This window comes from Tabrizicola sp. (genome assembly GCF_022842145.1).
Taxonomy (GTDB): Bacteria; Pseudomonadota; Alphaproteobacteria; order Rhodobacterales; family Rhodobacteraceae; genus Tabrizicola.
On record NZ_JALHQD010000010.1, the window covers coordinates 145,300 to 157,059 of the forward strand.

General features: G+C 66.0%; 11 protein-coding genes. 1 reads left to right on the forward strand and 10 read right to left on the reverse strand.

All coding sequences use genetic code 11. The annotated features are described in order from the left end of the window. Window positions 1-17: 17 nt before the first annotated feature. From Q0C42_RS19590 to Q0C42_RS19600, 3 genes are read right to left on the reverse strand one after another with little or no spacing between them, the layout of a single operon-like run. Window positions 18-863, reverse strand: a complete 846-nt coding sequence (locus tag Q0C42_RS19590) for a carbohydrate ABC transporter permease (protein WP_295080071.1) — start codon at window positions 861-863, stop codon at window positions 18-20. Beyond that, the gene (locus Q0C42_RS19595; RefSeq protein ID WP_295080074.1) at window positions 860-1,747 is read right to left on the reverse strand and encodes a carbohydrate ABC transporter permease; all 888 of its coding nucleotides are present in this window, start codon (window positions 1,745-1,747) and stop codon (window positions 860-862) included. Before Q0C42_RS19595 ends, Q0C42_RS19590 begins: the two co-directional genes overlap by 4 nt. Continuing rightward, complete coding sequence (locus Q0C42_RS19600) at window positions 1,744-2,832, reverse strand: ABC transporter ATP-binding protein (RefSeq protein WP_295080077.1); 1,089 nt, start codon at window positions 2,830-2,832, stop codon at window positions 1,744-1,746. Before Q0C42_RS19600 ends, Q0C42_RS19595 begins: the two co-directional genes overlap by 4 nt. A gap of 115 nt (window positions 2,833-2,947) precedes the next feature. Between Q0C42_RS19600 and Q0C42_RS19605 the strand changes: the two genes are divergently transcribed. Further along, window positions 2,948-4,018: a LacI family DNA-binding transcriptional regulator gene (locus tag Q0C42_RS19605; RefSeq protein WP_295080080.1), complete on the forward strand. Its 1,071-nt coding sequence runs from the start codon at window positions 2,948-2,950 to the stop codon at window positions 4,016-4,018. Between the two features lie 8 nt (window positions 4,019-4,026). Here the strand turns inward: Q0C42_RS19605 and Q0C42_RS19610 are convergent, their stop codons facing one another. The 7 genes from Q0C42_RS19610 to Q0C42_RS19640 all read right to left on the reverse strand — a co-directional run bounded on the left by Q0C42_RS19610 (window position 4,027) and on the right by Q0C42_RS19640 (window position 11,404). Then, entirely contained in the window at window positions 4,027-4,785 is a 759-nt protein-coding gene (locus tag Q0C42_RS19610) for an SDR family oxidoreductase (protein WP_295080083.1), read from the reverse strand. Beyond that, on the reverse strand, window positions 4,782-5,822 hold the full coding sequence (locus Q0C42_RS19615; RefSeq protein WP_295080085.1) for an alcohol dehydrogenase catalytic domain-containing protein: 1,041 nt from the start codon (window positions 5,820-5,822) through the stop codon (window positions 4,782-4,784). The genes Q0C42_RS19610 and Q0C42_RS19615 overlap by 4 nt, the downstream gene beginning before the upstream one ends. Window positions 5,823-5,834: 12 nt before the next feature. Beyond that, window positions 5,835-6,926 (reverse strand): mandelate racemase/muconate lactonizing enzyme family protein, encoded by a 1,092-nt coding sequence (locus tag Q0C42_RS19620; RefSeq protein WP_295080087.1) that lies wholly within the window; start codon window positions 6,924-6,926, stop codon window positions 5,835-5,837. Between the two features lie 7 nt (window positions 6,927-6,933). Continuing rightward, entirely contained in the window at window positions 6,934-7,893 is a 960-nt protein-coding gene (locus Q0C42_RS19625) for an ABC transporter permease (protein ID WP_295080089.1), read from the reverse strand. Beyond that, the gene (locus tag Q0C42_RS19630; protein WP_295080092.1) at window positions 7,893-8,840 is read right to left on the reverse strand and encodes an ABC transporter permease; all 948 of its coding nucleotides are present in this window, start codon (window positions 8,838-8,840) and stop codon (window positions 7,893-7,895) included. Before Q0C42_RS19630 ends, Q0C42_RS19625 begins: the two co-directional genes overlap by 1 nt. Continuing rightward, window positions 8,837-10,357: a sugar ABC transporter ATP-binding protein gene (locus tag Q0C42_RS19635; protein ID WP_295080095.1), complete on the reverse strand. Its 1,521-nt coding sequence runs from the start codon at window positions 10,355-10,357 to the stop codon at window positions 8,837-8,839. Before Q0C42_RS19635 ends, Q0C42_RS19630 begins: the two co-directional genes overlap by 4 nt. A gap of 78 nt (window positions 10,358-10,435) precedes the next feature. After that, on the reverse strand, window positions 10,436-11,404 hold the full coding sequence (locus tag Q0C42_RS19640) for an ABC transporter substrate-binding protein (protein WP_295080097.1): 969 nt from the start codon (window positions 11,402-11,404) through the stop codon (window positions 10,436-10,438). Between the last annotated feature and the right edge of the window lie 356 nt (window positions 11,405-11,760).

The window sequence follows — 11,760 nt, forward strand, 5'->3', positions numbered from 1 at the left end:
CCTAGTCATGGTTGTGTTCACTTGCCCGCGCCCATGGCGACGCCCGCCACGATGAAGCGCTGGAAGATCAGGAACAGGATCACGATGGGCAGGCTGGCAAAGACGGCCGATGCCATCACCGACCCCAGTCCCTCCGAAAAGGCGAAGTTGCCCTGGATCGAAGCCAAGCCCACGGTCACGGTGAACATCTCGGCCTTGGTGGCTGACACCAGCGGCCACAAGAAATCGTTCCACGCGAAGATGAAGGTAAAGAGGCCCAGCGTTGTGAGGGCAGGCACCGACAGCGGCAGCATGATCCGCCAGAAGATGGTGAAGTACGAGGCATGGTCCAGTTCCGCCGCCTCCTCCAGCTCACGCGGGACGGCGCGGAAGAACTGGGTCATCAGGAACACCCCGATGGGCACCGCGACGCGCGGAGCGACCAGGGCGGCGTGGGTATTGTGCATCCCCCAGTCGGCGAACATGGTGAAGAGCGGGATGAAGACAGCCTGTTCCGGCACCATCAACCCGGCAATCATGATTAGGAACAGCGTGCGCTTGAAGGGAAAATCCAGCCGGGCAAAGGCGTAGCCGGCCAACGAAGACACTATCAAGACCAGCGCCGTCATGCTGACCGCGACGATGAAGCTGTGCATCAGCCAGCGCGGCACTGTGGCCAGCTTCACCAGGTTGAAATAGTTGTCGATGGTGAAGGGCCAGGGGATGAACCCTGCCGTCGACCGCATCAGCTCGACGTTCGGCTTCAGCGACATGGTGACGACCCACACCACCGGGATCATCCAGAGGATCGCGAAGGCCACGGTCAGCCCCAGAAGAATAATGTCGGTCGTCCGGGCCGAGCCAGTGCGGCGGGCGGTGCTCATGCGTCGTCCCCCTTGCGGCCCAGCCAGAGCTGCAGCATCGAGAACCCGAACATCAGCAGGAACAGCGCCATCGCCATCGCCGAGGCATAGCCGACCTGCCAGTCGCGAAAGCCGGTGTCATAGATGTATTGCACCAGCGTGCGGGTGCGGTTGGCCGGGCCGCCTTGCGTCATCAGTTGCGCCTGCCCGAAGATCTGGAACTGGCCGATGATCTGCAGCACGACGACCAGCAGCAGCGTGTGCCGGATCGAGGGCAGCGTGATCCGGCGCAGCACCGACCAGCGCGAGGCATGGTCAAGCTCGGCGGCCTCGTAAAGCTCTTGCGGGACCTGACCCAGGGCGGCCAGAAAGAGCGCCATCGGCAGTCCGACCCCCCACCACAGCGTCGCGAGTGCGATCGAGGGCATGGCAAGCAGCGGATGGGCGAGGAAGTTCACCGGCTTGATCCCCAGCGCATTCCAGAGCGGAACAAGCAGTCCCTGATCGGCGGACAGGACCATCGACCAGACCAGTGTGACGACCGTGACGGAGAACACCGAGGACATGAAGAACACCGACCGCAGGATCGCCTTCAGCCGTCCGGTGCCATGCACTGCCAAGGCCAGCATCAGCGCCAGCAGCGTCATCGTCGGCACGGTCATCGCGACGAACAGCAGGGTGTTGCGGATCGTCCGCCAGAACAGCTTGTCGGTCCAGAGGTCCTGATAGTTCAGGAATCCGATGTATTCGCGGTAACCCCCGGCCAGTTCCCAGTCGTGCAGGCTGATCCAGAACCCCTTGAACAGCGGGTAGACGAGAAACACCGCATAGATGGCGAAGAAGGGCGCGAGGAACAGGAATGCCGTTCCCGGCGCGCGCCGCCCGGGCGAGCCGCCGCCGCTCATGTCGCAGGCCCGTCGTGCAGGGTAATCGCCTGACCGTCGGCGTCAAAGACGTGGCGCTGGCCCTCCCCCAGGGCAAGTCGGATCGTATCACCCACCTTCGGCAGTTGCGGGCTGCGGAGTTCGGCCACTACGGGGTGCCCGCCGGGCAGGGTCGCGTAGATCAGCTTGACGTTGCCCAGCTCCTCGACCACATCGACGATCGCCGGGATCGGGCCGTCGGGATGCAGCGTCAGCACGTCCGGGCGCAGACCCAGCGTGACAGCCGCCCCTTCCGTCCCGCCGATGACCTGCACGGGCACCCTCGCTCCGGCCAGCTCGACCGTCGCGGTCCTGCTCTGCATCGCGGTCAGGACACCGGGGATGAGGTTGATCTTAGGTGCGCCCAGAAAGCCTGCGACAAAGCTGTTCGCCGGGCGTTCATATAACTCGATCGGAGTGCCGACCTGCTCGATCCGGCCTGCCCGCAGGACGACGATCCGGTCGGCCATCGTCATGGCCTCGGTCTGGTCATGGGTGACATAGATCATCGTCGCGCCCAGCCGGTGATGCAGCTTGGCGATTTCGGTCCGCATCTGGACCCGCAGCGCGGCGTCGAGGTTGGACAGCGGCTCGTCGAACAGAAACACCTGCGGCTCGCGCACGATGGCCCGGCCGATGGCGACACGCTGGCGCTGCCCGCCGGACAGGGCGCGTGGCTTGCGGTCAAGATAGGGCTCCAGCTGCAGGATCTGCGCCGCACGGTCCAGGCGGGCGGCGATCTCGGCCTTCGCGGTGCCAAGGTTCTGCAACCCGAACACCATGTTTTCCCTGACCGACATGTGCGGATACAGCGCGTAGTTCTGGAACACCATCGCCACGCCGCGGTCGCGCGCCGCCACGTCGTTTACCGGCCTGCCGCCGATCTGGACCTCGCCTCCCGTGATGTCTTCAAGGCCGGCGATCATGCGCAAAAGGGTGGACTTGCCACAGCCAGAGGGGCCGACGAAGACGACAAACTCGCCCTCGAGGATCTCCAGCGAAACGCCCGGGATGACCATGGCCGAACCATAGCTTTTAGAGACGTCCCGCAAGCTTACTCGACCCATGCAGCCGTCTCCTCCCAGATTCGGTTATGGTCAGTTATAATTTAGGTGTTAATAACCTAATGAAGCGGTGATATCAAGCTAAACAACCGTGTTGCGGGAGAGGTCGGGATGTTGGATGCTGCGCCCGACCGACAATGCGGATGCTCCTGTGCCCAAGAAACCGACGATGAACGAAATCGCCGTTGCCTGCGGTGTCTCGCAAGCCACGGTCTCTCTGGTGCTGAACCACGCACCGGGCACGCGCATTTCGCCCACCACCCGCGATCTGGTGCTGCAGAAGGCGGCCGAGCTTGGCTATCACGTCGCTCACCGGGTGGCGGGACGGCGGCCCGTCATTGCCATGCTGATCAACGATGTCACCAGTTCTCCCCATGTGGCCGGGCTTATCGACGGGGTGGCCGAGGCTGCGAACGAGGCGGGTTATCTTGTCTCGCTCGTGCCGACCGCAGGCGACGACGAGACCGAACAATCCGCCATCGGCTTTCTGTCCTCACTGCCGGTGGCGGGGGTGATCTACACCCGGCTGGTCACGCAGGAAGTTGTGGTGCCGCCGGGGCTGACGGATTGGCCCTGCATCCTCTTGAACTGCTATGTCGAGAGGGACCGCATTCCTTCGGTGGTGCCGGGGGATCAGGCGGCAGGGCTGACGGCGGTCCTCTCGCTCCTGGATGCGGGTCATCGGCGCATCGCCTATATCGGCGGCGAAGACAGCATCGAAGCCTCGCGTGAGCGGCTGAAAGGCTACAAGCGCGCATTGGCGACGCGAGACGTGCCCTTCGATCCCGCTCTGGTGGTCAAAGGCGGCTGGACCATTGCGGGCGGCTACATGGCGTTGAAAAGGCTTCTTAAGTTTCCCGATCCGCCCACGGCTGTCTTCTGTTTCTGCGACCGGACGGCTGTCGGTGTCTACAATGCGGCGGTCGAGGCTGGTCTGGTCATTGGGCGCGATCTGTCGGTGATCGGTTTCGACAACGAAGCCTACACCGCCGACATGCTGCCACCCCTGACCACGATGGAGCTGCCGCATGTCGACATGGCGCGCCACGCCGTCGAGGAACTGGTGGCGATGATAAACCACCAGAAGACGCCCTCCCGTCCCGCACGGCTGAAGTTCGACTGCCAGATGATCCAGCGCCAGTCCGTCAGCCCGCTGCCTGTCCCTGGGCATCGCCGCGAGACCGTCTGACCGCCTGCTCACCGCCCCATCCAGCCGCCGTCCACGGTCAGTATCGTTCCCGACACATAGTCCGACGCCCGGCTTGCCAGAAACACCACGGGACCGGCGAAATCCTCGGGCGTTCCCCAGCGCCCCGCCGGAATGCGCGCCAGGATGCTGGCCGAACGGTCCGGATCGTTGCGCAGAGCATGCGTGTTGTCCGTGGCTATATAGCCCGGGGCGATGGCGTTGACCTGGATGCCTTTCGCCGCCCATTCGTTGGCAAAGGCCATCGTCAGCTGTCCGATACCACCCTTGGACGCGGCATAGCCCGGCACGTTGATCCCGCCCTGAAAGGTCAGCAGCGACGCGGTGAAGATCACCTTGCCGCCCCTGCCCCGCGCGAGCATCCCGCGCCCGACGGTTTGCGTCAGCAGGAACTGGGCCGAGAGGTTGGTCTCGATCACGTCGTCCCACCATTCCTCCGGATGCTCGGCGGCGGGGGCGCGCTTGATCGTCCCGGCGTTGTTCACCAGGATGTCGATGGGTTCGGGCTCCATCCGCGCGGCAAAGGCTTTCAGCGCGGCACGGTCGGCGAAGTTGACCGCGTGGCCGGTGAAGCTGCGGCCCATCGCGCGGACCTGTCTGCCCACCTCGCCGCCATCCGCTTCCATACTGGCCGAAGCGCCGATGATGTCGGCACCGGCCGCGGCCAGAGCCAAGGCCATGCCCGCCCCGATCCCACGCCGCGCTCCGGTGACAAGGGCGGTCTTGCCGGTCAGGTCGAAAAGGCTCATGCCGCGCCCCCGCCCGTGCTGTGGCCGACCGAAATCAGCGTCTTCATCGCCGTGGCATTGCCGTCCAGCGCCTCGAACGCCTTCTGCACATCCGCCAGGGGATGCCGGTCGGTGATGAGCTTCGCCACCGGTAGGCCCTCGTTGATCATCTGGATCGCCCGGTCATAGTCCGCGGGCTCATAGACCCGGGCGCCAAGCATCTCGACCTCGCGCCAGAAGAAGCGGAAAAGGTCGACCTCGGCCTTCTTGGCGTGGATCGCGACCATCACGATCCGACCCCGCGCGCGGACGGCGGCGGTCATCAGGTCGACGCCCGGTTGTGTGCCCGACACCTCGAACACCACATCCGCCCCCGCCCCGCCCGTCGCTTCCAGCACCGCTTCGGCGACGTTCACCTCTTTCGGGTTCAGGCCGGTGAAGCCCATTCCCTTGGTCATCTTCAGCCGCGTCCCGTTGATCTCGGACAGGATCACCTTCGCGCCCTCGGCCTGCGCGACCATCGCGATCAGCATCCCGATGGGGCCACCCCCGATGACCAGGGCCGTCTCCCCCGCCCTCAGCCGCGCGCGGCGGACGTCGTGGACGGCCACCGCCAGCGGCTCGACCATGGCCGCCACTTCCATCGAGGTGCCCTCGGGCAGCTTGTGCAGCGTGAAGGCCGGAACAACCCAGGTGCCCTGCATCGCGCCGTCGGTGTCCAGCCCGAGGAACTTCAGGTTGTGGCAGATATGCGCGTTGCCTGCGCCGCAGGCCGGGCAGTCACCGCAGGGATGCAGCGGGCGGACGACCACGGCGTCCCCGACGACAAGGCCCGTCACGCCCCCGCCCAGCGCGCAGACCCGGCCCGACATCTCGTGCCCGATGATCCTGTTATGGCCCACGCGGGCGTCCATGTTGCCGTGAAAGACATGCATGTCGGTGCCGCAGATGCCGACAAAGGCGACATCCACCGCGACCTCTCCCTGGCCGGGTTGGCGCGGGGTTACGGGTTCGACGGCGAACTGCCGCCCCCCGCGGTAGAAGGCTGCTTGGGTCATGAGAGGGGCCTTTCAGGTGATGGCAAAGGGCGCAAGGCGCGGCCAGTCGAACTCCACCCCGGTGCCGGGGGTGTCGGGCGCGTTGCAGTGAAGCCCGTCCAGAACCAGTGGACGGGTGGTGTAGCGGTCGATGGGGAAGGAGTGCACCTCGACCCAACCGGCATTGGGTTGCGCGCCCACAAGGCTCACGTGCAGTTCCTGCATCCCGTGCGAACAGACCGGGATGCCATGCGCGGCGCACAGGCGCGCGGCTTGAAGCCAACCGGTGATCCCGCCGCAGTTCGAGGCATCGGGCTGCAGGTAGGTGCATTTCGACTGCGCCACGGCGTATTCGAATTCGTGGATCGTGTGCAGGTTCTCGCCCATTGCCAGCGCCACGCCGGTCGCCTCGGCAATGCGGGCATAGCCTGCGTAGTCGTCCGGGATCGTCGGCTCTTCGAACCACAGCAGGTTCAGATCCCTGAGCCCCTTCCCCGCCGCAATGGCCTGATCCACCGACCAGCCGTAATTCGCGTCGACCATGAAGGCCCGGTCGGGACCAAGGAGTTTCCGAACGGCCTCGGCCCGCGTGAAATCATCCCGCATGTCGGTCTGGCCGACCTTGATCTTCACCGCGCGGTAGCCCTCGTCGATGAAGCCCTGGACGTTCGCCAGCAGTTTCTCCAGCGGGAAGTTCAGATCGATGGCCCCCCGGTAGGCCCGGCTCCGGTCCGCAGCACCCCCCGCCATCCGCCACAAGGGCAGCCCGTCCCTGCGCCCACGCAAATCCCAAAGTGCTATGTCCACCGCCGAGATCGCAAAGGCCGCGATCCCCCCGCGACCCACATAGTGCAGCCGCCACAGCATCGCGTCGTTGATCGCTTCGACCGGCGCGGCGTCCTGACCCATCAGCCAGTCGTTCAGATCATGGACCACCATCGCCAGGATCGCCCGCCCGCCCTTGCCACCGGTGTAGGTGTAGCCTGTGCCCGAAAGGCCGTCCTCGGTGGTGATCGTCACCGTCACCAGCTCGAAATGCGTGTGCTCGCCGTGCTTGGCGTCCGACATCACCTCCGGCAGGGGGACGCGGTAGAGGCGGGCGTCGATGTCTGTGATGCGGGGCATTCGGGCCTCAACTCTTCAGGGCAGGCCGGCCAAGGCGGGCCTGCAACAGGATGACGATCAGAAGGAACAGGCCGCGGATCACCGACTGCCAGTCGGCCGACAGGCTGAAGGTCCCGCGCCCGTTCTCGAAGTTCAGAAGGTTGAAGACGAGGCCGAACAGCAGCGCTCCCGCCACCGTCGCCGGGACCGACCCCATCCCCCCGGTCAGAAGCGTGCCGCCCACCACGACCGCCGCAATCGCCGCAAGCTCCCAGCCTGCGCCCTCCAGCGGTTGTCCCGCGCCATAGCCCGAGGCAAGAAACACCCCCGCCAGCCCCGCGCAAGCGCCGGAGAAGAGGTAGACGAACACCTCGGCCCGCCGGGTCTTCAGCCCCATCAGATGCGCCGCCTCGGCATTGCCGCCAATGGCAAGGACCGTCCGGCCCAGCGAGGTGCGCTGCACGACAACCCAGGCGAAGACCACCACGACCAGCGCGACAAGGATCGTCCAGGGGAGGAGGTTCGCCACCTTGTTCATCCCCAGCGCGGTGAAATCGCTGGCCCAGTCCACCGGCACCGTCCGGTTGTCCGACAGCGACAGCGCCGCGCCCTTGGCCGCCAGCATCGTCGCCAGCGTCGCCATGAAGGGCGGCAGGCGCAGCCCCGCGATCATCCCCGCATTCAGCGCACCCGCCAGCAACCCCGCCGCCACGCCCCCCGGCAGCGCGACGATCAGCCCCTGCGGTGACAGCATCGCCGCCACCACGCTCGCCAAAGCCGCCACCGTCCCCACCGACAGGTCAATCCCCCCGGTCATGATGACAAGGCACATGCCGACCGAGATCACCACGAACATCGAATTGTAGCCCAGGAAGGACGACAGATTGTAGGCGCTGGCAAAGTTGTCATAGCGCAGCACGCCGAACAGGATCAGCACCGCCAAGGCGACCCAGACCGACAGATGACCTTGGCGCAGGACCCCCGGCATCACACCCGCCTCCCACGCTGCAGCCAGACCGCGACGGCGATGATGGCGGCGGTGACGATCAGCGTCATTTCGTCCGATATGCCGTTGGCGATCAGCGTGTAACCCATCAGCTGGATGAAGATCGCACCCAGAAGCGTGCCCAGGATCGGCGCCCGCCCGCCCGACAGCGCCGCCCCGCCGACCACGGCGGCGGCGATGGCATCCAGCTCCATCAGCTGCCCGATCCGCGCGGCATCGCTGGCCGAGTTCTGCGCGACCACGATCAGCCCCGCCAGCCCGGCCAGAGTGGCCGCGATCACGTAGGTCGCGATCTTCACCCGCGCCACCGGCGCACCCGCCAGCACCGAGGCGCGCTCATTGCCACCCACCGACAGCAGGTATCGCCCGTAGATCGTCCGCCGCACCACCAGCGCGATGACCACGGTCACCGCCAGCGCGATCCAGCCCTGCACCGGCAGGCCCAGGATGCGCCCCGTCCCCAGCCAGGTGAAATCCGGGTTGGTGAAGGTCTGCAACTGACCGTTGGTCAGCACCTGCGCGATGCCCCGGCCCGAGATGAAGAAGATCAGCGTCGCGATGATCGGCTGCACCCCCAGATGCGCGATCAGCACGCCGTTGAACAGCCCGCAGGCCGCCGCAGCCAGAAGGGGCAGGACGATGGAGGCCACCAGTCCTAGCCCCGGGTTGGCCACGGCCCAGCCCGACAGAAAGATCATCGGCGCCAGCGCGCCCGCCACCGCCATGACCGACCCCACCGACAGGTCGATCCCGCCCGAGGCGATGACCAGAGTCATCCCAACCGCAACTATGGCGATGGTCGCCACCTGGCTCGCGTTCACCGCCAGCGTCTGCATGTTCAGAAAGTTCGGCGTGATCGCCACGTTCAGCACCAGAAGCGCCGCCAGCGCCACGAGCAAGCCTGCAAGCCGGGGGTCAAGGCGCGTCATGCGGCACCCCCGGCAGCCATCGCGTGGATCAACTGGTCCTCGGTTACGCCGGGGTTCGACAACCGCGTCGTGGTGCGCCCGTCCTGCATGACCACGATGTCATGCGCGCCCTCGATCAGCTCCTCGAACTCGGAGGAGATCAGCAACACCGCGCAGCCCTGCTCCACTCTTTGCCGGATGATCGCCTGAATCTCCCGCTTGGCCCCCACATCGACGCCGCGCGTCGGTTCGTCCAGGATCAGAAGCTTCGGCTCGATCGCCAGCCAGCGGCCCAGAAGCACCTTCTGCTGGTTGCCGCCCGACAGCTCGCGGATCGGCTGGTCCATATGCGCGGCCTTGATCCCGATCGCCTTGATGAACCCCTCGACGATCCGCCGCTCCCGCGCCTCGTCGACCACGCCCATGCGGCTGAGGCGCGGCAGAAGCGCCAGCGTCAGGTTCTCTCGCACGGAAAGGTCCGGGATGATGCCTTCGGTCTTGCGGTCCTCGGTCAGGAAGGCCAGCCCCGCCGCAATCGCCGCGCGCGGGTTGGACAGCGACACTGCCTTGCCACCCATCCGCAAAGCCCCGCCCGTGGGCCGGTCCATTCCGAACAGCGCCCGCGCCGCCTCGGTCCGGCCCGAGCCCAGAAGGCCCGCAAGGCCGACGATCTCGCCCGCCCGCAGCGTCAGGTCCAGATGCCGCAAGCGCCGCCCGGTGGTCAGCCCTTCGGCCGCCAGCACCGTCTCACCCCCCGCGGCGCGCGCACTGCCCGCCAGTTCGGTCATGCCTGCGCGGCGAATGTCCTCGGCGCTGCGGCCCAGCATCAGCGCGATCAGGTCCAGCTTGGTCAGCTCGGCTACCCGCGCAGAACCCACCGTGCGCCCGTCCCGCAAGGTCGTCACGCCGTCGCAGACATCGAAAATCTCGTCCAGGAAATGGCTGATATAAAGGACTGACGTGCCCTGCGCCTTCAAGGCCCGGATCACTCCGAACAGCACCCCGACCTCGCGTTCGTCCAGCGATGAGGTCGGCTCGTCCATGATCAGAAGCTTCGCCTCCATGCTGGCGGCCCGCCCGATGGCGACCAGCTGCTGGATGGCCGTCGGAAAGCTGCCAAGCGGACGGTGGGGGTCGATGTCGATGCCGAACCGGTCCAGCACAGCGCGGGTCCGCGCCTCGGCGGCTTTCCAGTCGATCATCCCGAAGCGCGTCTTCGGCTCATAGCCCAGCACGATGTTCTCGATCACCGTGCGCTGCGGCACCAGCGTCAATTCCTGATAGATCGTCGCGATGCCCGCCGCCTGCGCCTCACGCGGAGAGCGCAGGTCCACCTCGCGCCCCTGCCAGCGCACGGTGCCCCCGTCGCGGCGGTAGACCCCGGTCAGGATTTTTATCAGGGTCGATTTTCCCGCGCCGTTCTGGCCGACGACCGAATGCACCTCTCCCGCCAAAATGGACAGGTTACCCTCCGCCAGTGCAGGGACCCCACCAAAAGCCTTGGTTATCCCGGTCATCTGCAGCAAGGGTTCGGTCATGTGCGCCTGCGTCCTACGGGGGTAAAGGTGGGGGCCGCAATGTGCGACCCCCCTTTGGCCTGTCAGACAGGGAGAGTGTCAGTAGGCCCCGGCCAGGTTCTCGGCCGCGTTCTCCTTGGTGAAGATGCGGTCTTCGACCTGAACCCATGGCTCGATGGTCTCACCCGCAGCGTAGCGCTTCATCGTCTCGCAGGCGAGCGGCCCGAAGAACGGCGAGGATTCCACCGTGACACCCATCTTGCCGTCGATGATCGCCTGCAGCGCGTCGCGGGTGCCGTCGATCGAAACCACCAGCACGTCCTCGCCCGGCTTGCGCCCTGCCGCTTCCAGCGCCTGGATCGCGCCGATGGCCATCTCGTCGTTGTGAGCATAGACGATGTTCACGTCCGGATGCGCCTGCAGAAGCGTCTCCATCACCTTGCGGCCCTCGTCGCGGGCAAAGTCGCCCGAGCGGCTTTCCAGGATGGTGAACCGGCTGTCGGCGCCAATCGCGTCGTCAAAGCCCTTCTTGCGGTCGTTGGCAGGCGATGACCCCGTGGTACCCTCCAGCTCGATGATCTTGCCTTCGCCCTCGTGGTTGGCGATGACCCATTCAGCCACGCGCTTGCCCTGGTCGATGAAGTCCGACCCGAGGAAGCTGACATAGTCCTTCCCAGCCGTCGCCACCGCCTTGTCGACCGACCGGTCGACGAGGAAGGTCGGAATGCCGGCCGCCTTGGCGCGCATCACGGCGGGGATCAGCGGGCTTTCCTCACGCGGGGGCAGGAACAGGACTTCGATCCCTTGCGCGATCATGCTGTCCACGTCTGCGACCTGCTTGGCCGCCGAGCCGCCCGCATCGGTCATCACCAGGTCCCAGCCGCAGGTCGCGGCGGTGTCCTGGAAGCTCTTGGTCTGGGCGATGCGCCAGGGGTTGTTGCTCTCGGTCTGCGCAAAGCCAACCTTGTAGCTGTCCTTCTGCGCCAGGGGCGGCAGGTCCTGCGCCATCGACACGCCAGCCGACATGGCCAGCATGGCAGCAGCGCCCAGCAGAATACGTCTTTTCATGTCTTCCTCCCAGAAGTGCGGCACGCCGCAAGGTTGCGGGCCAGTTCAGGCCCAGTTGAGATACATCGTCTTGTTGCGAAGATACCCGTCGAAGCCGTCTCTCCCGTTCTCTCCGCCCAGGCACAACAGGCGTATGCCCCCCTTTGATCCGGCGCGCCTCTTCGGCCGCAAGGTGCAGGAGGGTCTCGGTCTCCCACCTCTCCCTTCGCCTCCACGGGCAAGTCTGGCTGGGCCACCACAACGCGCCCGACCGTATTTGGTATGATTAAATCCCGCACAGGAGGTCGCAAAACCAGTCCAGCGTCAAGTGATTCCTGCACTACACCTGCCCGCAAAGCCGGCGTCGGCCTCCACCT

Coding starts and splice junctions, on each gene's coding strand:
- Q0C42_RS19615 (WP_295080085.1), bottom strand. CDS start 5,822: ATGACCCAAGCAGCCTTCTACCGCGGGGGGCGGCAGTTCGCCGTCGAA.
- Q0C42_RS19595 (WP_295080074.1), bottom strand. CDS start 1,747: ATGAGCGGCGGCGGCTCGCCCGGGCGGCGCGCGCCGGGAACGGCATTC.
- Q0C42_RS19590 (WP_295080071.1), bottom strand. CDS start 863: ATGAGCACCGCCCGCCGCACTGGCTCGGCCCGGACGACCGACATTATT.
- Q0C42_RS19635 (WP_295080095.1), bottom strand. CDS start 10,357: ATGACCGAACCCTTGCTGCAGATGACCGGGATAACCAAGGCTTTTGGT.
- Q0C42_RS19605 (WP_295080080.1), top strand. CDS start 2,948: ATGCTGCGCCCGACCGACAATGCGGATGCTCCTGTGCCCAAGAAACCG.
- Q0C42_RS19600 (WP_295080077.1), bottom strand. CDS start 2,832: ATGGGTCGAGTAAGCTTGCGGGACGTCTCTAAAAGCTATGGTTCGGCC.
- Q0C42_RS19620 (WP_295080087.1), bottom strand. CDS start 6,926: ATGCCCCGCATCACAGACATCGACGCCCGCCTCTACCGCGTCCCCCTG.
- Q0C42_RS19610 (WP_295080083.1), bottom strand. CDS start 4,785: ATGAGCCTTTTCGACCTGACCGGCAAGACCGCCCTTGTCACCGGAGCG.
- Q0C42_RS19640 (WP_295080097.1), bottom strand. CDS start 11,404: ATGAAAAGACGTATTCTGCTGGGCGCTGCTGCCATGCTGGCCATGTCG.
- Q0C42_RS19630 (WP_295080092.1), bottom strand. CDS start 8,840: ATGACGCGCCTTGACCCCCGGCTTGCAGGCTTGCTCGTGGCGCTGGCG.
- Q0C42_RS19625 (WP_295080089.1), bottom strand. CDS start 7,893: ATGCCGGGGGTCCTGCGCCAAGGTCATCTGTCGGTCTGGGTCGCCTTG.